General features: G+C 37.3%; 22 protein-coding genes and 1 tRNA gene. 8 read left to right on the top strand and 15 right to left on the bottom strand.

The window, feature by feature from the left end; all coding sequences use genetic code 11:
• Window positions 1-27: 27 nt before the first annotated feature.
• From A2J09_RS16335 to groES, 5 genes are all read right to left on the bottom strand, one after another.
• Entirely contained in the window at window positions 28-1,038 is a 1,011-nt protein-coding gene (locus tag A2J09_RS16335; RefSeq protein ID WP_012291942.1) for an ABC transporter substrate-binding protein, read from the bottom strand.
• 13 nt (window positions 1,039-1,051) lie between these two features.
• A complete protein-coding gene (locus tag A2J09_RS16340) occupies window positions 1,052-1,813 on the bottom strand; it encodes an ABC transporter ATP-binding protein (protein ID WP_012291941.1) in 762 nt (253 codons plus the stop codon).
• Between the two features lie 4 nt (window positions 1,814-1,817).
• Window positions 1,818-2,897 (bottom strand): FecCD family ABC transporter permease, encoded by a 1,080-nt coding sequence (locus A2J09_RS16345; protein ID WP_031416326.1) that lies wholly within the window; start codon window positions 2,895-2,897, stop codon window positions 1,818-1,820.
• 206 nt (window positions 2,898-3,103) lie between these two features.
• Window positions 3,104-4,738, bottom strand: a complete 1,635-nt coding sequence (gene groL / locus A2J09_RS16350) for a chaperonin GroEL (protein WP_012291939.1) — start codon at window positions 4,736-4,738, stop codon at window positions 3,104-3,106.
• A gap of 128 nt (window positions 4,739-4,866) precedes the next feature.
• Window positions 4,867-5,151 carry a co-chaperone GroES gene (groES, locus tag A2J09_RS16355; RefSeq protein WP_024363933.1) on the bottom strand — a complete coding sequence of 95 codons (285 nt, stop codon included), beginning with the start codon at window positions 5,149-5,151 and terminating at the stop codon, window positions 4,867-4,869.
• Window positions 5,152-5,319: 168 nt separating this feature from the next.
• Between groES and A2J09_RS16360 the strand changes: the two genes are divergently transcribed.
• A complete protein-coding gene (locus A2J09_RS16360; RefSeq protein ID WP_031416324.1) occupies window positions 5,320-6,084 on the top strand; it encodes a CPBP family intramembrane glutamic endopeptidase in 765 nt (254 codons plus the stop codon).
• A gap of 75 nt (window positions 6,085-6,159) precedes the next feature.
• Here the strand turns inward: A2J09_RS16360 and tatC are convergent, their stop codons facing one another.
• The 3 genes from tatC to A2J09_RS16375 all read right to left on the bottom strand — a co-directional run bounded on the left by tatC (window position 6,160) and on the right by A2J09_RS16375 (window position 7,988).
• Complete coding sequence (gene tatC, locus A2J09_RS16365; RefSeq protein WP_012291937.1) at window positions 6,160-6,984, bottom strand: twin-arginine translocase subunit TatC; 825 nt, start codon at window positions 6,982-6,984, stop codon at window positions 6,160-6,162.
• A 17-nt stretch (window positions 6,985-7,001) separates the two neighbouring features.
• The gene (locus tag A2J09_RS16370; RefSeq protein ID WP_010857065.1) at window positions 7,002-7,187 is read right to left on the bottom strand and encodes a twin-arginine translocase TatA/TatE family subunit; all 186 of its coding nucleotides are present in this window, start codon (window positions 7,185-7,187) and stop codon (window positions 7,002-7,004) included.
• A gap of 165 nt (window positions 7,188-7,352) precedes the next feature.
• Complete coding sequence (locus A2J09_RS16375; protein ID WP_012291935.1) at window positions 7,353-7,988, bottom strand: redox-sensing transcriptional repressor Rex; 636 nt, start codon at window positions 7,986-7,988, stop codon at window positions 7,353-7,355.
• Between the two features lie 253 nt (window positions 7,989-8,241).
• Here A2J09_RS16375 and abc-f point away from each other — a divergent pair, with 253 nt between their 5' ends.
• Window positions 8,242-10,185 carry a ribosomal protection-like ABC-F family protein gene (gene abc-f, locus A2J09_RS16380; protein WP_036160378.1) on the top strand — a complete coding sequence of 648 codons (1,944 nt, stop codon included), beginning with the start codon at window positions 8,242-8,244 and terminating at the stop codon, window positions 10,183-10,185.
• 438 nt (window positions 10,186-10,623) lie between these two features.
• On the opposite strand, the gene tsaD is transcribed toward abc-f, so the two are convergent.
• From tsaD to A2J09_RS16410, 6 genes are all read right to left on the bottom strand, one after another.
• Complete coding sequence (gene tsaD / locus A2J09_RS16385) at window positions 10,624-11,640, bottom strand: tRNA (adenosine(37)-N6)-threonylcarbamoyltransferase complex transferase subunit TsaD (RefSeq protein WP_012291933.1); 1,017 nt, start codon at window positions 11,638-11,640, stop codon at window positions 10,624-10,626.
• Window positions 11,640-12,092: a ribosomal protein S18-alanine N-acetyltransferase gene (gene rimI / locus A2J09_RS16390; RefSeq protein WP_036160375.1), complete on the bottom strand. Its 453-nt coding sequence runs from the start codon at window positions 12,090-12,092 to the stop codon at window positions 11,640-11,642. The genes tsaD and rimI overlap by 1 nt, the downstream gene beginning before the upstream one ends.
• On the bottom strand, window positions 12,085-12,792 hold the full coding sequence (gene tsaB / locus A2J09_RS16395; RefSeq protein ID WP_031416319.1) for a tRNA (adenosine(37)-N6)-threonylcarbamoyltransferase complex dimerization subunit type 1 TsaB: 708 nt from the start codon (window positions 12,790-12,792) through the stop codon (window positions 12,085-12,087). Before tsaB ends, rimI begins: the two co-directional genes overlap by 8 nt.
• Window positions 12,789-13,238 (bottom strand): tRNA (adenosine(37)-N6)-threonylcarbamoyltransferase complex ATPase subunit type 1 TsaE, encoded by a 450-nt coding sequence (gene tsaE / locus A2J09_RS16400; RefSeq protein ID WP_012291930.1) that lies wholly within the window; start codon window positions 13,236-13,238, stop codon window positions 12,789-12,791. Before tsaE ends, tsaB begins: the two co-directional genes overlap by 4 nt.
• 274 nt (window positions 13,239-13,512) lie before the next feature.
• A complete protein-coding gene (locus tag A2J09_RS16405; protein ID WP_012291929.1) occupies window positions 13,513-13,851 on the bottom strand; it encodes a hypothetical protein in 339 nt (112 codons plus the stop codon).
• Window positions 13,852-14,322: 471 nt separating this feature from the next.
• Window positions 14,323-14,398, bottom strand: a tRNA-Asp gene (locus A2J09_RS16410).
• Between the two features lie 149 nt (window positions 14,399-14,547).
• Between A2J09_RS16410 and opp3b the strand changes: the two genes are divergently transcribed.
• From opp3b to A2J09_RS16430, 4 genes are read left to right on the top strand one after another with little or no spacing between them, the layout of a single operon-like run.
• Window positions 14,548-15,477, top strand: a complete 930-nt coding sequence (opp3b, locus tag A2J09_RS16415; RefSeq protein ID WP_036160369.1) for an oligopeptide ABC transporter permease — start codon at window positions 14,548-14,550, stop codon at window positions 15,475-15,477.
• Window positions 15,474-16,505, top strand: coding sequence for an oligopeptide ABC transporter permease (gene opp3C / locus A2J09_RS16420; RefSeq protein WP_012291927.1), 1,032 nt, complete (start codon window positions 15,474-15,476; stop codon window positions 16,503-16,505). Before opp3b ends, opp3C begins: the two co-directional genes overlap by 4 nt.
• A gap of 13 nt (window positions 16,506-16,518) precedes the next feature.
• Complete coding sequence (locus A2J09_RS24555; protein WP_012291926.1) at window positions 16,519-18,510, top strand: ABC transporter ATP-binding protein; 1,992 nt, start codon at window positions 16,519-16,521, stop codon at window positions 18,508-18,510.
• The gene (locus tag A2J09_RS16430; protein WP_227256952.1) at window positions 18,507-18,872 is read left to right on the top strand and encodes a DUF3899 domain-containing protein; all 366 of its coding nucleotides are present in this window, start codon (window positions 18,507-18,509) and stop codon (window positions 18,870-18,872) included. Before A2J09_RS24555 ends, A2J09_RS16430 begins: the two co-directional genes overlap by 4 nt.
• Window positions 18,873-18,912: 40 nt before the next feature.
• Here the strand turns inward: A2J09_RS16430 and A2J09_RS16435 are convergent, their stop codons facing one another.
• Window positions 18,913-20,589, bottom strand: a complete 1,677-nt coding sequence (locus A2J09_RS16435) for a peptide ABC transporter substrate-binding protein (protein ID WP_012291923.1) — start codon at window positions 20,587-20,589, stop codon at window positions 18,913-18,915.
• Between the two features lie 138 nt (window positions 20,590-20,727).
• Between A2J09_RS16435 and A2J09_RS16440 the strand changes: the two genes are divergently transcribed.
• Together A2J09_RS16440 and rpoN are read left to right on the top strand one after the other, a co-directional pair.
• Window positions 20,728-21,792 carry a M24 family metallopeptidase gene (locus tag A2J09_RS16440; RefSeq protein ID WP_012291922.1) on the top strand — a complete coding sequence of 355 codons (1,065 nt, stop codon included), beginning with the start codon at window positions 20,728-20,730 and terminating at the stop codon, window positions 21,790-21,792.
• A 181-nt stretch (window positions 21,793-21,973) separates the two neighbouring features.
• Window positions 21,974-23,260: an RNA polymerase factor sigma-54 gene (rpoN, locus tag A2J09_RS16445; RefSeq protein WP_012291921.1), complete on the top strand. Its 1,287-nt coding sequence runs from the start codon at window positions 21,974-21,976 to the stop codon at window positions 23,258-23,260.
• Window positions 23,261-23,325 lie beyond the last annotated feature (65 nt).

Here is a 23,325-nt window from a genome sequence, read left to right on the forward strand (position 1 = left end):
ATAAACCGTCTGGGCAGCTCCAATATATTATTTAAATAAATCTGGATACATTTCTTTCGCTAAGGCTTCCATACCATCTATTGTATTATAGCCATAACCAAACATATAATTGTAATCCACAATATAAATTTGTTTGTTTTTAATAGCCTTCATGCTTGAAAGCTTAGGGTTAGCATAGATTTCTTCACGAACTTTTGTCAGATCAGACCCATCCCAGTTTGGAAGAATTAACACATCTGGATCTGATGCAATTAATGTTTCTACACTAACATCTCCTGTTTCATCTTTGAAAATATTATCTAACTTCACCATTTTGAATGCGTCGTTAAAAAATGTTTCATCGTGCGCGGGGTATACAAAAAGTTCTTTAGGATCATTTGTATGTAAATAAGCAAATGACTTTTCTTCTTTAATACTTTCTAATTTTGAAGTAATGTCTTGTTGTCGATCTTTTAATTCTTTAATGAAGCTAGTGGCCTTGTCTTGAACATTGAAAATTTCACCGATATTTTCGATATCTTTATAAATAGAATCATATGTACCACCTGTAATGGATGATTCTAATACAAATGTTTTAATGCCCATGTCGTTTAGTGAGTCTACTGTGCCTACCCCCCATTCAGCATTATCAAATAAGCCACCACGACCAAATACTAAATCTGGATTAGTTCCTAATGTTACCTCTTTCCCTACATATTCATCACTTAATATATTTAACTTTGAATATGCCTCTTCTACAGATTTATCTACAGCACCAAAGTTTGCACCAACACCAACGATTTTATCCCCTAGTCCTAAATGCAATAGTAGTTCCGCTGCTGGGCGTGTATTTGCCATAATTTTTTCAGGTGCTTTATCGAATACTTGATCTTTCTTCTCCCATGTCGAACCACCTTCAGCCTTTGTAAAGTTTTCGATAGTTAATGGATAATGCTCTTTTGTTTGTGCTTCTTCTGAAGTATTTTTGGTAGTATTACCGCAAGCTGTTAACGTTAATACAGCGGCTAAACCAATTCCTAATAATAATTTTTTCTTCATATTGTTGCTCCTCCTATAGTCCATATGCAAAGCCTAATCCATTCGTCACTGGATTAGTAAACGTTTGACACTTGATATGATATAAAGCTTCTATAATCTCGGGTGTTAAAACTTGCTCCGGGGTACCATGCGCATAAATCTCACCATCTTTTACTGCGTAAAGATAATCACAGTAATGTGCAGCCATTTCTAAATCATGCAGTGCTGCTAACACACCAATATTTAAGCTTCTCACACAAGATAGTATTTCAATTTGATAGCGTATATCTAAATGGTTCGTTGGTTCATCTAAAATCATAAATTTAGGTTGCTGGGCGATTGTTCTCGCTAAAATAACCCGTTGTTTTTCCCCACCAGATAATGATAGGAAACTACGACCCTTGTAAGCTTGTAAATTTGTCCGTGTTAAAGCCTCTTCGACAATGTCAAAATCTTTTTGGTTATCGGACTCTAACATTTTCTTATGAGGTGTTCTGCCTAACATCACCATTTGCTGTACCGTTAAATCAAAGTGCATTTCATTGAATTGCCCCACTACACCTAAATGCTGTGAAATCTTTTTTTCTGGGCTTTTCAAAACGTCTAAATCATCTAAAAAGACCATCCCTTTTTGTGGTACTAAGCTTTTATAAATACTTTTCAATAAAGTTGACTTTCCGCATCCATTTGGTCCGATTAAGCCCACAAATTGCTGCTTGTTTACATGAATCGATATGTTTTTTACAATTTCCTTCTTTCCAATCTTTACTTCTATTTCCTTCGCTACTAATTCCATTGTTCTACCCTCCGAAGTTGTAACCTTTTTTTACAATCATATAGATGAATAATGGTGATCCAATGACAGAAGTAATGATGCCAATCGGTAGTTCTACATTCTCGATTAATGTTCGAGATAAAATATCTGCCCATATCATGAAAAGTCCTCCTAAGAGTAACGTTCCTAACATTAATCGTTTATGATCTGCTCCAAAAATCCCTCTCGTAATATGCGGAATAATTAAGCCGACAAAACCAATCATACCTGCATAAGCAACCATCGTTCCTGTTATTAGTGATGTGAGAATCATATACAATTTACGATAAACACTTAAATTGATACCTAATGTAATTGCAGATTCATCTCCAAGTAGCATCGTATTAAGCACACGATGTTGAAAAAGAAATAACGCAGCTCCTAATACAATGACGATTGCTAAAATCGGTGTTTTATCCCAGCTTGCAGAGGCTAAACTTCCCATAGACCAAAAAGTAACAGTTTTTATGCCCTCAGCATTATTGGCAAAAAAGATAATAAGACTTGAAAAGGAGCTACATAATGCACCTATGACAACACCAGATAAAACAAGTTTTACCGATGTTGCTTTACCACCTATACTAGATAAAATAAGCACTGCCATAGAAGTAAGCATAGCTCCAGCAAATGCACCAAAGGCTACACCAAATTGTGCCAGTAATGCACTACTCCCAAAACCAACGAGAATGGCAAAAGTTGCACCTAAGGATGCACCTGAAGAAATGCCAAGTATGTATGGATCAGCAAGAGGGTTTTGTACAACTGCTTGCATCACAGCCCCACATAAAGCAAGTCCAATACCGATGAGCAATGCAAAAATAACACGCGGCATTCTGACCTGTAAAATAATATTCAGATAGGATTCACTATCCACACTATCAAGTGTGCCAAACCTCCCATTAGATACAGCATGCAACAAGATATCCATTGATTGCTTGAAGGGTATACTGACCTGCCCAATTGATACAGAAAAAATGGCAGATATTACAATGGAGGCAATTAATAGTAAAACTATGACATAATATATATTGCCCATCCCTATTCTGTTAGCTTCCTGTTTATCCAAAATGTCACCTCTATCTATCAAAATCACTATCGTTGATAACGATTATCATTATCAATTTGTATTGTAAGTGATATCTTATAGAAAAACAACAGGAAAAAATTTTTAATTTGAATTTCGTATCCATAACAAAAAACCAGCTCTCAATTTTATAACTGAGAACTGGTTTCTTTTATAAGTTTATTACTCAAATCGCATTTAGCGTTCGATTACATCATTCCTGGCATGCCGCCCATACCACTCATATCTGGCATACCTGCGCCAGCTGGTTCAGGAATATCTGCAACTACTGCTTCTGTTGTTAAGAATAGAGCAGCTACTGACGCAGCATTTTGTAATGCTGAACGAGTTACTTTTGCTGGGTCTACTACACCTGCTTCCATCATGTTTACCCATTCGCCTGTTGCTGCATTGAAACCAATGCCAATTTCTTCACGTTTCAGGCGATCCACGATGATAGAGCCTTCAAGACCAGCGTTGTTAGCGATTTGACGAACTGGCTCTTCTAAAGCACGAAGAACAATTTTCACTCCTGTTGCTACATCGCCTTCTTCAGATTCAGACACTTTTTCCACTGCTGCATACACGTTAAGAAGTGCAGTACCACCACCTGATACGATACCTTCTTCAACAGCTGCACGTGTTGAGTTTAAAGCATCTTCAATACGAAGTTTACGCTCTTTAAGCTCTGTTTCTGTTGCAGCCCCTACTTTGATAACTGCTACACCACCCGCTAATTTCGCAAGGCGTTCTTGTAGTTTTTCTTTATCGAATTCTGAAGTTGTTTCAGCAAGTTGTGCTCGGATTTGGCCAATACGTGCTTCGATTGCATCTGCACCGCCTACACCTTCAACAATTGTAGTATTGTCTTTTGTCACAACTACTTTTGCAGCACGACCTAGCGAAGAAATATCAGCTGATTTTAGGTCTAAACCTAATTCCTCTGTAATCACTTGACCACCAGTTAAGATAGCGATATCTTCAAGCATTGCTTTACGACGATCACCAAAACCTGGTGCTTTTACTGCTACAGCGTTGAATGTACCACGAAGCTTGTTCACGACAAGTGTTGCAAGCGCTTCTCCTTCAACGTCTTCAGCAATAATTAAAAGTGGACGACCTTGTTGTACCACTTGTTCTAATAATGGTAATACTTCTTGGATGTTTGTAATTTTTTTATCAGTAATTAAGATATATGGGTTATCCAGAACTGCTTCCATTTTATCTGTATCTGTTACCATATAGTGTGATGCATAGCCACGGTCAAACTGCATACCTTCTACTACATCAAGCTCTGTTGTGAAGCCTTTAGATTCTTCAATTGTAATAACACCATCATTACCTACACGTTCCATCGCTTCAGCAATAAGCTGTCCAACTTCATCATCAGCTGCCGAAATAGCAGCAACTTGTGCGATTTCATCCTTATTGCTTACAGGACGCGAAATCGTGTGTAATTCAGTTAATGCCGCAGCAACAGCTTTATCAATCCCTTTACGGATACCTACAGGGTTTGCACCAGCTGTCACGTTTTTCAAGCCCTCACGAATAATTGCTTGTGCAAGAACTGTTGCAGTAGTTGTACCATCACCAGCGATTTCGTTTGTCTTAGAAGCAACCTCAGCTACTAATTTTGCTCCCATGTTTTCGTATGGATTTTCCAGCTCGATTTCTTTTGCAATTGTCACACCATCATTTGTAATAAGTGGTGAACCGAATTTTTTTTCTAACACTACATTACGTCCTTTTGGACCTAATGTTATTTTTACTGCATTCGCTAATTTATCTACACCTTGTAACATTAATGAACGAGCGTCTTCTGAGAATTTAATATCTTTTGCCATGAGAATTTACCCTCCTGAAATGGAATATTCGTTAAGCTTCTTCAATATATTTATATCAATTTCATCTTATTGTCACTTTTCGTTCAAGAAACAATAAGCATTCACCTTCATTGAAGGTGCATTAAAAATTATCCAATAATTGCGAGAATATCGCTTTCACGTAAAATTAGGTATTCATTACCTTCATATTTAACTTCTGTACCAGCGTACTTAGAGAAAATAATGTGGTCGTCAACTTTAACGTCAAGCTCTACACGTTGTCCGTTCTCTAAAACACGACCTGTCCCAACTGCTACAACTTTACCTTCTTGTGGTTTTTCTTTTGCAGAGTCAGGTAGTACAATACCGAATGCAGATTTTTCCTCTACCTCGATTAGTTCAATTACAATACGATCTCCTAGTGGTCTTAACAAGTGAAACAACCTCCTAATAATAATAATTGTTGAATTTATTAGCACTCTATATCATCGAGTGCTAACACAATTATTATGATAATCAATCACACTTTTTTTTGCAAGTCAGAACTTCGAAAAATTTTGTTTTCTTTCCATATTCATCTACAATAGAAAGGAAGCCTATGAATGGAAAGGATTTTGACTGTGACTAATTCTCCAAAAGTAACAAAACATAAAAAAACCGCTCTATATGTTTTACTGATTTATATCCTTATGCAAATCTCAAGTAGATGGTTGCTCTTACCGTTTCACAAGCTCGTTATGAAGATGACCGACCTAACTTCTGAGCAAGCAGCGCCTATAACTCAAGGCTGGTATATTGCGCTTAGCTTTGCAATTGCGCTCATTTTAAGTTTAATCTTAACATCTCGTGATAAAACCTTTTGGAACGTTTATCAAGGAAAAAAAGAAACGATACCGCTCACAATTATTTGGGGTATTCTTGGCTTCATCCTTGTATTTTTTGGTCAAATGATTGGAGCAGCTATTGAAATGGCCGTTTTTGGTATCGAAGGAGGTTCCCAAAATACCGCAGATATTGTCGCTATAGCTAAAGGAGCTCCTATTGCCATATTAGCGATTGTTGTATTCGGTCCCATTTTAGAAGAGTTCGTCTTCCGTAGAGTTATATTTGGATCACTTGTCCAAACAACAAACTTCTGGGTGGCGGCAATAGTAAGTGCTATATTCTTTGCGATTATACACTTCGACTTCTCTCATATTTTACTTTATACAATTTGTGGTTTAATCTTTGCCTTTTTATATCACAAAACAAAACGTATTTGGACTTCTATTATTGCACACGTCATGTTGAATGGATTTGTGACACTTGTACAATTCTATGCAGAACCATTGCAAAAGTTTCTTCAAGAACTAGAAAAAATGCAATAATTTTTTTAAAAGCTATATAAAGTTGCCAAAAATACAAAAGCTCGGTGCCTTCATGAGGCCACCGAGCTTTAACTATTACTGATTATTCAATTCTTCTATTTGTCGTCGTTGCTGTTCCAATGCCTCTTCAATCTGGCGCTTTTGTTCAGCTTCCTGCTCTTCTTTTAATCGAATTTCCTCTGATTTTAGATATTTTCTATAACCAACCCGAGATATCATAATACTAATTTCATACAGGATAAACAGTGGTACTGATACCATTAAGTGAGACGCCAATTCAGGCGGCGCAATGAGAGCAGCACATACAAATAAACCAAAATATGAATATTTACGAATACGAATTAATAGATCTGGACTTAATATTCCAATCCGTGAAAAGAATAATACTACAATAGGTAATTGGAATAGAAAACCGAATGGTATTGTGAGTTTAAATAAAAATGTAAAATACTCATGTATACCAATTGTTTGCTGAATATCTAAATCATTTGATAAATTCATCATGAATTTGATGACATACGGGAATAGTAAAAAGTATGAAAATGATAACCCTGCGATAAACAATAAAAAAGAATATGGTATATAGCTTAAGGTTGCTCTTCGCTCTACTTCCCTTAACCCTGGACTAATAAACGACCACAATTGATACATTAAAACTGGCGATGAAAGAATAAATGCAATTAAAAAAACAACTTGAATATAAATGGCTAGTGGTGTTACTACGTCAAATGCATGGAGCTCGATATTATATTTTGCTCCTGTAGTTTGAAGATATTTAACAAGTGGCTTTGCGACAAAAAAGGCGCCAGCCATAGCGAGAACAAAGAAAACGGCAACAATGAACAGCCGTTTTCTTAATTCTTCTATATGCTCAATGACAGTTAGATCTTTTGGATTCATTCCTCAAACATCCTAACTTACTTATCTAGTTCTTTCTTTTTCTTGTCATCATCATCTTCGTCGGCTAAACCTTTAGTAGCATTTTTGAATTCACGTAGTGTTGAACCAAATGCTTTACCAAGCTCTGGTAACTTTTTAGGACCAAAAATTAGTAACGCGACAATTCCGATAATAATGAGGCTCATAGGACCAATACCACCCATTACAGCCACCTCCTCTTTATATCCATCATTTTAACGCATATTTCGCCATTTTGCTAACTAATTATATGTGAAAGTTTTTCGTCACTCTCACTGATATTACCGCGTTTTGTTTAAAATTACTATTTGACAGAAACGGTGAACTCCACTTTAAAATATGTAAAATTTTCACACTTCCTGATTACGAATTAAATAAATAAGCGCTTGCAATTCTACCGATAAATCAATGGTTAAGAGCTGCATGCTATCTGGCACAGTCAATCGCTCGGGCGTAAAATTTAAAATTCCCTTTGCATTCATAGCCGCTAAGCGATCTGCCATTTTTTGTGCAGAGCGTGGTGATACTGTCAAAATTGCTAGCTCTGCCCCGTATTCTGCATACTTTTCTTCTAGCAAATCAGGATGAAAAACAGGAATGTTACTAATCATTTTGCCATCCTTCGGAGCTTTCGAATCAAATGCTACAACAATATGTGTGTTGTGGTTTTTTTGAAAATTATATTTTAATAATGCACTGCCTAAATTCCCCACGCCAATTAACGCTACTTTTGTTGTTTCATGCTGATCAAGCGTCTGGCTAAAAAACTGTAATAGATGCTGTACATCGTAGCCATAGCCTTTCTTTCCAAGTGCACCAAAATAAGAAAAGTCACGGCGAATGGTTGCAGAATCTATTTTCATCGCTTCACTCAGTTCCTTCGACGAAATACGTTCCATACCTTCTTGTGCAAAGTTTTGAATAAATCGATAGTAAAGAGGAAGTCTTTTTGTAGTGGCTTGTGGAATTTTTAATTCTTGTTTCAAACTTTCTCCTCCTTATGTTGAACCTCAATCAATTTTACTGTATTTAACTACTAATTTTAATACATTTATCCTTAACTATATACAACATTTTTGCAATCCACTAGCGTATTTCTCTTTAGTTAATGGCGCTATGTACGCAGCTAACTAAAAAGAAATCGTTTCAATCTTACATGACTGCTTGGAATAAGTAAAGCACCGACATTGCATGCAAATCGTTCATCCATTACACTAAGGTAGAATTGAGGTGTCAAGAATGATTGTTTTACAGGTCAATCAACTAACTAAATCCTTTCTTGCAGATGAAATTTTGAGTGGTGTGAAATTAGAAGTTCAACACCGTGATCGTGTTGCCTTAGTAGGGCGAAACGGTGCAGGTAAATCGACTTTATTAAAAATAATCGCTGGGCAAATGTCCTATGACTCAGGGGATATCATTATTCCAAAGGGCATCCAGGTTGGCTATTTAGAGCAACATGCCGGATTAAATTCTACGTTAACTATTTGGGATGAAATGATGACCATTTTCGAACCCCTTTTAGCCCAAGAACAAACGCTCCGCTCGCTCGAACAGCAAATGGCAGATTCTACTGTTTATGAAAATCCTACTTTGTATGCGAAAGTTATGTCAGAATATGATCAACTACAGCATACTTTTAAGGATGCTGGCGGCTATCAATATGAATCGGACATGCGATCAGTGCTTCATGGAATGCAATTCTATCCGGAAGACTACGATAAACCCATTAGCTCCCTATCTGGTGGCCAACGCACACGCTTAGCACTAGCTAAGCTCTTACTTAGTAAACCAGATCTTCTAATTCTCGATGAGCCTACGAACCATTTAGATATTGAAACATTATCTTGGTTAGAATCTTATTTAAAGAGCTATGAAGGCGCTATTTTAATTGTTTCCCATGACCGCTACTTCTTAGACCAAGTTGTTTCTATTGTCTACGAAGTATCACGCCATCGTGTCACAAAATATACAGGTAACTACAGTGCTTATTTAGATGTAAAAGCTAAAAACTATGAACGTGATGTCAAACTTTTTGAGCGTCAGCAAGATGAAAAGGCCAAGCTAGAAGATTTTATCCAAAAGAATATTGCACGTGCCTCTACAACAAAAATGGCACAAAGTCGACGAAAAATGCTTGAACGAACAGAATGGATGGAATCGCCAGATGGTGATGAAAAATCCGCTAGTTTTGGTTTTACGATTGAACGTCAAAGTGGTAATGATGTTTTATCCGTTGATGATTTAACAATCGGCTATGGCGATCAGCGTATATCTAGTGGTATTAAGCTACGTACTTTTCGCGAGGATCGAATTGCTCTTGTTGGACCAAACGGGGTTGGTAAATCGACATTATTAAAAACGATTGTAAAAGATTTAACGCCTCTTGCAGGTGATATCCGTTATGGTACGAATGTGCAAATTGGCTATTATGATCAAGAGCAAGCAAAGCTTTCGAGCAATAAAAGTGTCTTAAAAGAGCTATGGGATGAATGGCCGCTTATGAATGAAAAAGATATACGTACTGTATTGGGACGCTTCCTATTTAGTGGAGAAGATGTCGATAAAGTGGTCTCTTCTTTATCAGGTGGTGAAAAAGCACGCCTTGCACTTTCAAAATTAATGATGCAAAAGGCCAATTTTTTAATTCTCGACGAGCCTACCAACCATCTAGATTTAGATAGTAAGGAGGTTCTTGAAAATGCTTTGATCGATTATCCTGGAACGCTTCTATTTGTCTCTCATGACCGCTACTTCATTAATCGTATCGCTACCAAAGTGGTGGAGTTGTCTGGAACTGGGTCGTTCGAATATTTAGGGGACTATGATTATTATGTAGAGAAAAAACAGGAGCTGTTTGAGCTAGCACAAATGAAGAGTGCTTCCCAACCGCAACTACAGCAGGCTCTACCTGATAAGACCTCAACCTCCAAAATTGATAAAGAGGCAAAAAAACGTGAACGACAAATAAGACGTGCTATCGAAGAACTAGAAGGCAAGATGCAAGAAACGACGACTATCATTGATAGGCTAGAGGAAGCTCTTTGTGATCCTGCAATTTTTACAGATCATGAAAAAATTGCCCAACTGCAAGGCGAATTGGCTACTGCAAAGGAGAAGCATGAGCTTTTAGAATTAGAGTGGCTAGAGTTAAATGAAGAATTAGAACATATAAATATGTAATTTGATTTAAGCCGTGTGCATTGTCACATGGCTTTTTTCTTTACTCTCCTTCATTTTTCATATATATTGGTCAAGTGCTATTTTTCGACAAAAAATGCCCACAGTTTTATTCACACCATAAATCTAGTAATACCAACATATCAACAGAGTTTTCCACACTGTCCACAATTAAAAATTATTTTATCCACATCATCCCGTGTAAAACATGCTACTATATATTGAATAATCACAAGTTATGCACAAGTTATCAACAATTTGTGCATAAGTACGCGTGTTCGGTATTTAGTTCGCTCCATTACCTGTGGATAATTTTCTGAAAAATTTGTCAATTAAAGTGCACTATTTTACGAATCCCTTCATTACATTCATTTTTTATCAACAAATTTTCGACAAATAAAAAAAGAGATATCTTCCATAAGATACCTCCTTCCCTTACTACTACACCCAGGATTTTAACTCCATTCCTGGACGACCATTCATCGTTAAGTTTCCTCGGATACCCGCTTCATACATTGGCATGGCAACTGCTCCAATCATTGCCGCATTATCCGTACATAATTTGAGTGGTGGTACAAAAAACGGAATCCCTTCCTCAGTGAACACTGCCTCTAATGAAGCACGTAAGCCTTTATTGGCTGCTACACCGCCAGCTGCGATGACCTGCTTCACCTGATATTCGCGAGCAGCACGCAATGTTTTCGCTGTTAGTACTTCGACAACGCTTTCCTGGAAGCCCTTTGCAACGCCTGCTGGTGAAATGGCTTCGCCACGTTGATCCATATTGTGTTTATAATTGATGACCGCTGATTTTAAGCCACTAAAGCTAAAATCATAAGACCCCTCCTCTAACCATACTCTTGGAAAAGGTACAGCCTCTTCGCCCTCATGAGCGAGCTGATCAATGCGTGGGCCACCTGGATAAGGTAAATTTAAAACTCGTGCCACTTTATCATATGCCTCACCTGCTGCATCATCTCTTGTTTCACCAATAACCTCAAAGGAGCCATGTTCCTTCATATAAACAAGCTCCGTATGCCCACCTGATACAACAAGTGCCAATAAAGGAAACTCCATTGGTTGGACTAGAGCATTCGCATAAATATGACCTGCAATATGATGTACACCAATAATCGGTAAATTATTGGCAAAAGCAAACGCCTTAGCCGCATTTATGCCAATTAGCAGCGCACCGACTAAACCTGGACCCTCCGTAACGGCAACAGCATCCAAATCGGCTGGCTTTATATTCGCTTGTGCTAAAGCTTCCTCAATAACCACTGTAATTTGTTCAACATGATGACGTGAAGCGATTTCAGGAACAACTCCACCAAATCGTTTGTGGCTTTCTATTTGTGACGCAACAACATTCGAAACAATTTCATGACCATTTCGAATAATTGCTGCAGCTGTTTCATCACAGCTCGATTCTATTGCTAATATCAACCCATTATTCATTATAAATTCACCCACATGACAAGGGCATCCTCCCCGTTATCAGTATAATAGCCTTTCCGTATACCACCATCTTGGAAATGAAGCTTGCGATAGAGATTTTGTGCAACCGTATTTGTTACACGTACCTCAAGCGTCATAACCTCCATTCCATGTAAACGCGCTATATGCATCGCCTCACGCATCAATCCTTCGCCTATCCCTCTGCCACGAGCCTGCTCAATTACCGCTACATTTGTTATTTGAGCTGCATCTATGACCATCCACATTCCACAAAAACCAATAATACTACCATTTTCATCTAAAGCCAGCACATAATGCGCATACTGATTTTCATGCACTTCGTAGTAAAAGGAATCTAACGTCCATGGCACTGGAAATGAAGCCAATTCAATTTCATAAACTGCTGGCACATCGTCCGAAACCATTTTTCGATAAGTTACATTCCTAGTCATGTTCCTTCTCCTTCTGTTCTTTCAGCCAGTTTGCCTCAGCCTCGGCAATCCGTTTATATTGTGGAACGAAGTGATGGGTAGCTTCGACACTCGGTAACTCCATTTTCGTCGCTATATGAATGACTTCCGTCGCACGTGGCAAATCAATACTAAATGGTGCACGTACTGCATAATCACCAAGCATCTGCACAATATTCTCCCAAAATATATCAACATCTGTTCCTACAAATAGAATAGGTTGCTCTAATGCCTTTAAACGCACTAATACATCATCAATATGTGCATGATGATCCTCCACAAGTGCCTCTAAAGTTTCACCTTGATAAACTGCCGTATAGACATTGCGTCTTCTAGCATCAAAAATTGGACAAACCAACCCGTTATAAAGGGCAGCGTTGGCAGCCAATGCTTTTAAACTAGATACGCCCACTAAAGGTTTCTGTAATGTCCATGCTAATGTTTTTGCTAATGTCACCCCTATACGGACACCCGTATAAGAACCTGGTCCTTCAGATACTGCAATCGCATCCAGATCATTCGGTTTTACATCTATGCGTGCTAGAATTTCTTCAATCGCTGGCATCGCACCTGCAGAATGCGTTAATTTTATATTTTGTACCATCTCGGCCACTATTTTGCCGTCCTTTATAACTGCAATGGAAAGTGGTGTATTTGCTGTTTCTATTCCTAACCAAATCATTTCATTAGCTCCTCACATAGTGCCTCATAGCGTTCTCCTCGAGGTATTAACACAAAGCGTCGTTCATTTTCTCCGATTCGGTAAATCTCTATCGCTAGGCGATCCTGTGGCAAATCCTGTTCTATTAAATGCGCCCATTCGACCACTGATACCGCATCTCCATAAAAAAGCTCGTCCCACCCAAGGTCTTCATCACTTTCTGCTAACCTATATACATCTAAATGATTAAACGGTAATCTTCCCTCATACTGCTTAATAATCGTAAATGTTGGACTGTTGACTGTTCGTTTGACCCCTAGCTCCTTCGCCAAGGCTTTCGTAAATGTCGTCTTCCCCGCACCTAGATCACCTTCTAATGTAATCGTATCCTGAGCTTCTAATTTATTTGCAAGTTTGCTGGCAAAACGTTCTGTATCATCAAGTGAATTCATGATTATTTCATACATATTCTTTTTCCTCTCATCACTACATTACCTCTAGTTTACCTAAACTAGCGAAAATGTTCAAAGCATCCAATACTCATTATACTTGCTTTGAAAATCCAAAAATATGTGAACAATTAAACGATTAGATTCAAGGAGCTATTATTATTCCATTTTTCATTGTCGCATCAGTATCCTCATGGGCATCCATTTAATGAATGTGATAAGAAGAAAAAGCCATCGAGAGTGAACCTTCTCAATGGCTTCTGCCTACAGTCAAATATGTCTTCTTTTACAACTATCGATTAGAATGGCCTTTTACAGCTACGATCTCTTTAGCAATTAATTTATCATCCTTAAATTTCACTATATAAGCCTGAGTCAACAAGGTTTCATCATTCCAACGATATTCATTATTTTTCACCTTTTTACCTGCACCACCTGCTGTCTCTACTACCTCAATATATGACATATCATTTTTTAATTTCTCAAATTCTACTTCGTTCATATTTTTTTGCCAGTGATACGTATTTGCTTCTTCAATCTCTATAATAGGATCTCCACAGCCTACCATCATTAACATGGAACCAATAAGCAAAGGTAAATAAAAATATTTTAAAAATTGATCTTTGCTCATGTAAACACCTCCGTAGTCAATCCAATTACCTCTAATTTTTACCCTTAGTTTTTATTTTAGAAACATAACTCATTTTACCTTATAAAATCATCATCATTTATCGGTAATTTTTACTATTTTTAGATAATGTTAAATATATGCAATTCGTTAGACTTACTTCAGTAATTCAACTAAATTCATTGAAATTGAGCGTTTTTTAAGCGAACGTAGTGGGGTTATTTAGGGCAATAGATGTTATTTCATTAAAATCAATGGGAGGTTGGTCATAAAGGCTTCACCAAATGTAAAGCTTTTAACCTCTATGTTTCCACCCTGTGCATTGGGTCTTCATAGAGTGATACGTTTATACATACAACAAATGCTTGAAAAGATTTTATGATTAAAAAGCTAAGCAGAAAGAAAATCCTCCTTATATACAAAAAAGCCCTTATGACTGTAACAGTACATAAGAGCGATCATATCAAGTATAAATGGCGGTCCCGACCGGGATCGAACCGGCGATCTCCTGCGTGACAGGCAGGCATGTTAACCGCTACACCACGGGACCTCTTTAAGACATTTATAAATATATCATATAAAAAAATGATATGCAATATATATTTTCATATTTTTTCTTCTCTTATTTCCTTACAATTGGCATCAATCTTGCAAATAATTTAATAGTTTTAACACACTTTTTAGTAGGAGGTTGGTGCCATGGTTCGGTACATATTTACACGAATTGGATATATGATTATTACGCTTTTTATTATTATCCTACTGTCATTTTTATTAATGAAAGCTTTGCCAGGTTCACCATTTAATGATGAACGCCTTCCAGAGACACAAAAAGAGCTTCTTTACAAAAAATATGGATTAGACAAGCCCGTTCCTGTGCAATTCGGAATTTATTTAACGAATCTTGTACAGGGGGATTTAGGAGTTTCTTTTGTCTTTGATAACCGTCCAGTAACTAAGATTATTAAAGAACGTATTGGTGCATCGGCGATTTTGGGCTTTCAAGCCATAATAGTAGGCACAATTATTGGGCTTCTATTAGGCATTATCGCTGCTCTAAGACACAACACAATTATTGACTATAGTGCCACAATATTAGCTGTACTAGGTATATCCATTCCATCATTTGTCTTTGCAGGTTTTTTACAGTATTGGGTTGGCGTTAAATTGGGCTGGTTACCCATTGCCTTTTGGAATGGCTTTGAATATTCCATTTTACCAACAATTGCATTAGCAGTTGGAGTAGTTGCAACAATTGCTCGTTTTACGCGCATGGAAATGCTTGAAGTCCTTAGTCAAGAATATATCTTAACCTCAAAAGCTAAAGGATTATCAAAGCCAATTATCATTACAAAGCATGGTATTCGAAATGCCATGATCCCAATCGTGACTATTATTGGTCCTTTAACCGTTAACACTATTACTGGTTCACTTGTCATTGAAAAGATATTCAGTATTCCAGGTTTAGGTGAGCAATTTGTTAATTCAATTATAACGAATGATTATCAGCTCATTATGGGAACGACTATTTTTTATGCGGTGTTATTTGTAACCATCGTTTTAATTATCGATATTTTATACGGATTGATTGACCCCCGAATTCGTGTGACAGGAGGCGATAATACATGACTAGTAAACTGACAGATAGTACAACTAAAAGCCATCCAAAGGAATTATTTGAATATGCACCGGAAACTGATATTACGGATGATTTCACCTATCGTCCTGAGCAATCATTTTGGCAGGATGCCTGGCGGGGTTTGCGAAAAAATAAAGCAGCTATTATTGGGCTATGTACTATTATTGTTGTTCTATTACTTGCCATTTTCGGCCCTTTTATGAATAGCCATGGCTATGATGAACAAAATATCGCACGCACTAATTTACCGCCAAAAATCCCTATCCTTGAGAATATTTCCTTCTTAGGCTTGAATGGTGTCGATAGCCGAGGCATAGACCAATATGAAGCGAAAGGTATTGGGGAATATTTTTGGTTCGGTACAGATGAATTAGGGCGAGATCTTTGGACACGTATCTGGGAAGGAACAAGAATTTCTCTTTATATTGCTTTTTTAGCAGCAACCATTGATCTAATTATAGGCGTTGCTTATGGGGCTGTTTCAGCATTTTATGGTGGTCGAGCAGATAATATTATGCAACGTATTATTGAAGTGTTGGTCGGTATACCTGGATTAATTGTGAACATACTGCTGATTCTTATTTTAAAGCCTGGAATTATTTCGATTACGATTGCAATGGTAATTGTGGGTTGGATTAGTATGGCTCGAATTGTTCGAGCACAAATATTGAAGCTAAAATCTTATGAATATGTGCTTGCTTCACGAACACTTGGTGCTAGTAACCAACGTCTCATATGGAAGCATTTAATTCCCAATACGCTTGGGCCAATTATTGTTGCGACTACATTTACAATACCAGGTGCTATTTTCACGGAAGCCCTATTAAGCTTCATTGGCCTAGGGCTACAGCCTCCAACTGCTTCTTTGGGGACAATTGTCAACGATTCATATAAATTATTAAGAATTTATCCACATGGCATGATTATTTCATCTATTGTCATTAGCTTAATTATGATTAGCTTTAATTTACTCGGTGATGGACTGCGTGATGCATTCGATCCCAAAACTCGTAAATAGGAAGGTGCTCTAAATGAAGAAAATATTAGAAGTAAAAAATTTAAGTGTTTCCTTCAACACGTACAATGGTGAGGTACAAGCCGTACGCAATATTTCATTTGATTTATTTGAGGGCGAAATCTTAGCTGTTGTTGGCGAGTCTGGCTCAGGAAAATCAGTTACTTCGAAAAGCCTTCTTCGTCTCAATCCAACTGAGTCAACAATGGTGAAAAGCGGCCATATTTTTTATAACGGACATGATATTTTATCTTCCAGTGAGCAGGAAATTCGAGCAATACGCGGAGCTGAAATAGCTATGATTTTTCAAGATCCAATGACCGCTTTAAACCCTACGATGACAATTGGTCACCAAATCGCAGAAAGTATAAAAAAACATACGACGTTACGTGGCAAACAAATAACAAACCGTGTTATAGAACTATTGCAACTCGTTGGTATTAAAGAAGCTGATAAACGATATAAACAGTATCCACACCAATTTTCTGGAGGAATGCGCCAACGAATCGTCATTGCTATGGCCCTTGCTTGTGAACCACGTATTATTATTGCTGATGAGCCTACCACAGCACTAGATGTTTCGATCCAAGCACAAATTTTAGAATTATTAAAAAATATACAACAAAACATGAATTTATCCATTATCTTTATTACCCACGATTTAGGTGTTGTCGCCAAAATGGCTAATCGTGTGGCCGTGATGTATGCTGGAAAAATCATTGAGATTGGCTTAGTTGATGAAATTTTTTATCATTGTCAACATCCTTATACACAAGGACTGCTGGCAGCCATGCCTAATCCTGATATGGGTACAAATTCATTGTATGCTATTCCTGGGACACCACCAAACCTACTTCATCCTCCTACTGGTGATGCCTTTGCAGCTCGTAATAAACATGCACTAAAAATTGACTTTATAGAGGAGCCACCTATGTTCCAGGTCAGCGACACCCATTTCGCAGCAACTTGGTTATTGCATAAACACGCACCTAAAATAGTACCGGTTCATCAGCACCTTGCTCAAGTACAGCAAGAGAAGCGTAATGCATCAGCTATTTTAGATAAAGAACATCCATATCTATCATTAAAAGAGGTCAAGCAGCATTTCTCTTTAGGGAAAAACTCAGTTAATAAAGCTGTAGATGGCATTACTTTCGATATTTATAAAGGGGAAATTTTTGGCCTCGTAGGAGAATCAGGTTGTGGTAAATCTACAACTGGACGTTCCATTATTGGGCTCCATTCGATTACGAGCGGGGAAATTCTTGTTGATGGTCGTAATATCAATGACAATCAAACAAAAAAAGACAAGCTTACCTTCAATAGCAAGGTGCAAATGATTTTTCAAGATCCCTATTCTTCTCTTAATCCGCGTATGAAAATAATGGATATTATAGCAGAAGGATTGGCCATCCATGAAGTGCCTAAAAGTGAATGGAAGCCTAAAATATATGAGTTATTAAACATAGTGGGCTTAACAAAAGAGTATGCAAACCGTTATCCTCATGAACTTAGTGGTGGGCAGCGTCAGCGTATTGGTATTGCACGCGCCCTTGCTGTAGAGCCTGAGCTCATCATTGCAGACGAGCCTATTTCTGCATTGGACGTTTCCATTCAGGCACAAATAGTGAATCTGCTGAAGCAGTTACAAAAGGAACGCGGATTGACCTATCTTTTTATTGCACACGACTTATCAATGGTGAAATATATTAGTGATCGTATTGGTGTGATGTATCAAGGAAAAATCGTTGAGTTAGCGAACAGTCAAGAACTCTATGATTATCCAGTACACCCTTATACGAAGTCATTATTATCAGCCATTCCATTACCAGATCCTAAGCTAGAGCGAGACCGCAAACGCATTATTTTTAATGAAGTTACCTATCAAGCTAATCGAAATACTGAAAGTGAAAGCTTTGTTGAGATACGCCCTGGTCACTTTGTTATGCTGACAGAAGAGGAGCTTATCCACTATCGTTCTGCCCAAGAAGGAGGTATATTACTTTGAAAAAAAAGACCTTCCTCTTACTTGCTAGCTGTATGATCATAGTTTCCCTTAGCTTTATTTTGTTCCTCCATCAACCAATCACTTTTTTAACATTGATTAACAATATTTTTCTTGTATCACTTACCTCTACAATTACAGGTGCTTCATTGGTTGTTGTGCAAGGTGGGCTTTTTAATGGTATCACCTATAGCTTCAAACGTTTTTTTGCACGTGTTACTAAAAATGGTGTCTATGCCTTTGAATTAGATGGTGATTTAGAATTTGTTCATGCTCCCTCCTGCAACTTTACTTATCCGCTTTTATTAGCAGGTATAATTGGCTGCTCTACGACAGCGATTTTATCTATAGTTTTCTATCTATAAATAAAAAATGCTGTCCTCTGAAAGAAGAGGACAGCATTTTTTATTTTACAATTTCTACCCATTTATAGCTTATGTCAGCTGAGAATGGATGCTCATATAAATTTTTTACATATGGTTTTGTCAAACGGCTTAACCCCTTTTGGAAGGTTGGGGCAAATGCTACATCTTCCATCATTAATTTTTCGGCTTGCTGCATAAGTTCCCAACGCTCTGTAACATCAGAGGTAGTTTTCGCTTGTTTAATGAATGCATCCACTTTTTCATTTTTGTAGTTTGATTGATTATAATAAGCAGTTGACTCAAATAATTCAATGTAAGTCATAGGATCTTGATAGTCAGGACCCCAACCACCATAATCTAAATCAAAATCAACAGCCCCCTCTAATGCAAGCTTTTGCTTATTCGGCTGCATATTAATTGTTAGCTCTAAGCCCTCTAAATTCGTCTCCAGTTGATTTTTAATAAATTCAGCTGCTTTCTTAGACTCTGCACGGTCATATGTTAAAAACTCCAGCTTTACTTGGTCTACACCAAGTTCCTTTAATCCAGTAGCCCACGCTTCCTTTGCTAGCTCGATATCTGTTTTATTCATATCGCCGTTGCCATCACGGAAATCATTCCCCTTGTCATCTGTTGATAATCCCTGTGGTACTAAATAGTAAGCAGGGATGGAACCATCCTGCAATATCACATCAGCGAAGCCTTGTTTGTCCCATGCCATATCAATGGCTTTACGAATGTTTAGATTAGATAAATATTTATTCTCATGATTCATACGAATAAAATACGTATTTGGCTTTAAAAACGTAGAATACTCTGGACTATCTTTATATTGAGCCACATACTCACTAGATAACTCGGCAGTATCTATTTCACCAGCCTCATAGAGATTGACAGCCGTTGCTGTATCTTTAACAATTTTTTGCGTAATTTTAGTAAGCTTTACAGTGTCCTTATCCCAATAACTTTCATTTTTAACGAATGTCCATCCTTGACCATGTTGCCAAGATTCCATCATGAAAGGCCCATTATAGATCATATTATCCGCTTCTAGCGCATATTGATCACCTTGGGACTCTGTAAATTCTTTATTTAATGGGAAAAACGGGGCATACGTCGTTAAGCTAATAAAGTATGGGATGGGCGCATTTAGCTGCACTTCTAATGTATCATCATTTAAAGCTTTAATACCTATTTCCTCCACCTTCCCATAAAGGGGATCCTCTTCTGTTTGCACATTGGCAGCATTTTTTATATCTAACATTAAGTATGAATAAATTGCTTGAGTTTCGGGATTTATTGCTCTTTTCCACGCATACTCAAAATCATATGCCGTCACTGGAGACCCATTACTCCAAACAGCATCTTTCCGTATTTTAAATGTATATACTGTACCATCTTCCGAAACTTCATGTGACTCCGCCATTCCTGGGATGGGTGTATTTTCAGGACCTATACGATATAATCCCTCAAATACAGAGTTCATTGCTGTTACAGCAAGTGCATCTACACTCCCCAAAGAGCTCATCGTCGTTAAATCTCCTGTTGCCACTAAATGAAGCTCCTGTGTAGCAATATTGTCGTCCCCATCAGCAGTTGCATTGTCTGATTCATTACTTTTAGCAGTATTTCCAGAAGTTGGTTTTCCGTAGCACCCTACCAATATAACGAGCATTAATCCTAACAATACGAAGAGCCATTTTGTTTTTTTAGCCATCCTCAAAACCCCTTTATGTTTATTGCACGAAAGAAATCGCACTATAAAAATCTATGCAATTTCCATGCCGATTCTAATTTTTAAAAAATTGGCACGGATTTTGCATTATAATTTCATGAAAGAAGGGAGAATAACAACATGTCAAAATTAGAACAATTAAGAAATGCTCTACAAGCACAAGGTACGAGCGCAATTATTATTACAAATGCACAAAACCGACGTTATTTAACAGGATTTACAGGAAGTGCAGGAACGGTTATAGTGACTAACACACGTGCACTTTTATTGGTGGACTTCCGCTATACTCAGCAAGCAACTGAGCAAAGTAAAACATTTGAGGTTCATGAGATAGATCGCAATCGTTTATATGAAATGATTCAGGAAATTTTAGATCAGGAATCTATTCAATCTGTTGGCTTTGAACAGCATCACGTAACTTACTACACTTATCAATTAATGGCTAATAAATTAACAGCAACTTTAAAGCCTTTATCTACTATTGTGGAAAATTTGCGTATGATTAAGACACCAGAGGAAATTGAAATCATTAAGAAAGCAGCTTGGATTTCAGATGAGGCATTTAAGCATATTCTGACATTCATTAAACCGGGTTTATCAGAAATTGAAATTGCCAATGAATTGGAATCTCATATGCGTAAGAACGGGGCAACTGGTGCAGCATTTGATATGATTGTTGCTTCAGGCCACCGCTCTGCTCTACCGCATGGTGTGGCATCTTCAAAAGTTATTGAGCAAGGTGACATGCTAACACTTGATTTTGGCGCTTATTATCAAGGCTATCGTTCTGACATGACAAGAACTATTGCAGTCGGCGAGCCTCCTGAACAATTAAAGGAGATTTATCAAATTGTTTACGACTCCTTACAACATGCTCTTTCTAATATGAAGGCTGGTATTACGGGGCAAAATGCAGATAGCTATACACGAGACTACATTACAGCTAAAGGCTACGGGGACAATTATGGACACGGAGCAGGTCATGGCATTGGCCTAGATATTCACGAGGATATATTTATGTCGACAGTTTGTGAAGACGTTTTAGAGGAGAATATGGTACTTACCGTGGAGCCTGGCATTTACCTCCCACAAGTTGGAGGTGTTCGAATAGAAGATGATGTCATCATTACAAAAGATGGTGTTGAAGTAATCACACATTCACCAAAAGAACTCATTATCTTATAATTTATTTACACTTTAACTATAAGATGTTTACTTTTTTTACACTTTTTAAAACCTTTTATTTCAACATTTTGAGCTTTTTATTGAAAGCTTAGGATTCATTTTGTTGCACATGTCAAAGTTTCTTGTCACTATATTTTTCTAAATTAGTTAGATAGATTGATAGAGAATCGAGGTTTTTTGTATGCAACTTTCTATTAAACAAACACAAGAATTACAAATAGTTATGTCTGCCCAACTTCGTCAGGCAATTGAGCTACTCCAATATTCAACTCAGGAGCTAGAACAATATATACGTGAACAAGAACTCGTTAATCCTTTAATCGAGCTAAGTGAACCAACATTTAAAGAGCATCTACAGATTTCCAAAACGTGTGGCAGACACTATAACAATTGGCATCTTTCTACAAAATGTGAAAAAAATATCCGTGATGAGCTGTTTCAGCAGGTCAGGCTAACTTTTGATAATGAAAAGGACATTCAGCTCTTAAAACATATTATTTACCATTTAGATGACAATGGGTATTATGAGCAATCCATACAATCTTCTTATAATGACCTAGAAATAGAAAAGGGCATTCATTTATTACAAACGATTGGTCCTCTAGGAATCGGTGCACGCAATTTAAAAGAGTGTTTACTATTACAAACTATTTATGGTCCTAACAGCCCTGCTCATGCCGATACCATTATTTCTAATTATCTAGAAGAGCTCGCTCATAATAATTGGAAAAAAATATCAAAAGAGCTGGATATATCCCTAAATGACTTACAAATCATCTATCTTTTTATACAATCACTACAGCCAAAGCTAAGCTCATTGTTTTATCAGGAATTGGTACATACAACAATACCAGATATTATTGTTGATATTGTGGACGGTGGGATTACCTTTTCGTTGAACGATTATTATTTACCAAAGGTTAGTATTCATGCTGACTACTTTCCTTATATAAAAGCTCATTCCTCAGAAAAGAGTTATTTTAAAAAACACTTAGCTGACTACCACTGGCTAGTGAACAGCATAGAACAACGTCGAAATACAATGATCAACATTATGAAGGCCCTTATTGAAAAACAAAGAAAGTTCTTTCTTGATGGCCTTGACGCCATACAACCACTTACGTTGCGTGAAATTGCTGACCAAATAGATGTTCATGAATCGACGGTTAGTCGCATTACAACTAATAAGTATGTACAAACTGCTTTTGGTACATTTGAATTAAAAGAATTATTCAGCTCTAAATTGTCGACAGCAAATGGTCATAGTGTGTCACAAATAAAGGTAAAATCTTTGCTATCAGACTATATCAAATCAGAAAATAAGGCAAAGCCCTTCTCTGATCAAAAAATAGCTGAATATTTTAACTCTGCTTTAGGTATTGAAATATCTCGACGTACCATAGCTAAATATCGCGAGGACATGAGTATCCCCTCCTCGGCAAGACGTAAAATAATACCTTTTAAATAACGTGAAAAGGAGCTATCTATTGAAGTTAGCTCCTTTTACTTCTATACAAATTTAATGCATACTCA

The sequence above is a fragment of the Lysinibacillus sphaericus genome (assembly GCF_001629735.1).
In the GTDB taxonomy this organism is placed as follows: Bacteria; Bacillota; Bacilli; order Bacillales_A; family Planococcaceae; genus Lysinibacillus; species Lysinibacillus pinottii.

Bases quoted from the DNA above. Each gene is read 5' to 3' on its own strand.
- A2J09_RS16335 (WP_012291942.1), bottom strand. From the start codon at position 1,038: ATGAAGAAAAAATTATTATTAGGAATTGGTTTAGCCGCTGTATTAACG.
- A2J09_RS16340 (WP_012291941.1), bottom strand. From the start codon at position 1,813: ATGGAATTAGTAGCGAAGGAAATAGAAGTAAAGATTGGAAAGAAGGAA.
- groL (WP_012291939.1), bottom strand. From the start codon at position 4,738: ATGGCAAAAGATATTAAATTCTCAGAAGACGCTCGTTCATTAATGTTA.
- A2J09_RS16360 (WP_031416324.1), top strand. From the start codon at position 5,320: ATGGAAAGGATTTTGACTGTGACTAATTCTCCAAAAGTAACAAAACAT.
- tatC (WP_012291937.1), bottom strand. From the start codon at position 6,984: ATGAATCCAAAAGATCTAACTGTCATTGAGCATATAGAAGAATTAAGA.
- A2J09_RS16370 (WP_010857065.1), bottom strand. From the start codon at position 7,187: ATGGGTGGTATTGGTCCTATGAGCCTCATTATTATCGGAATTGTCGCG.
- abc-f (WP_036160378.1), top strand. From the start codon at position 8,242: ATGATTGTTTTACAGGTCAATCAACTAACTAAATCCTTTCTTGCAGAT.
- tsaD (WP_012291933.1), bottom strand. From the start codon at position 11,640: ATGAATAATGGGTTGATATTAGCAATAGAATCGAGCTGTGATGAAACA.
- rimI (WP_036160375.1), bottom strand. From the start codon at position 12,092: ATGACTAGGAATGTAACTTATCGAAAAATGGTTTCGGACGATGTGCCA.
- tsaB (WP_031416319.1), bottom strand. From the start codon at position 12,792: ATGATTTGGTTAGGAATAGAAACAGCAAATACACCACTTTCCATTGCA.
- tsaE (WP_012291930.1), bottom strand. From the start codon at position 13,238: ATGTATGAAATAATCATGAATTCACTTGATGATACAGAACGTTTTGCC.
- A2J09_RS16405 (WP_012291929.1), bottom strand. From the start codon at position 13,851: ATGAGCAAAGATCAATTTTTAAAATATTTTTATTTACCTTTGCTTATT.
- opp3b (WP_036160369.1), top strand. From the start codon at position 14,548: ATGGTTCGGTACATATTTACACGAATTGGATATATGATTATTACGCTT.
- opp3C (WP_012291927.1), top strand. From the start codon at position 15,474: ATGACTAGTAAACTGACAGATAGTACAACTAAAAGCCATCCAAAGGAA.
- A2J09_RS24555 (WP_012291926.1), top strand. From the start codon at position 16,519: ATGAAGAAAATATTAGAAGTAAAAAATTTAAGTGTTTCCTTCAACACG.
- A2J09_RS16435 (WP_012291923.1), bottom strand. From the start codon at position 20,589: ATGGCTAAAAAAACAAAATGGCTCTTCGTATTGTTAGGATTAATGCTC.
- A2J09_RS16440 (WP_012291922.1), top strand. From the start codon at position 20,728: ATGTCAAAATTAGAACAATTAAGAAATGCTCTACAAGCACAAGGTACG.
- rpoN (WP_012291921.1), top strand. From the start codon at position 21,974: ATGCAACTTTCTATTAAACAAACACAAGAATTACAAATAGTTATGTCT.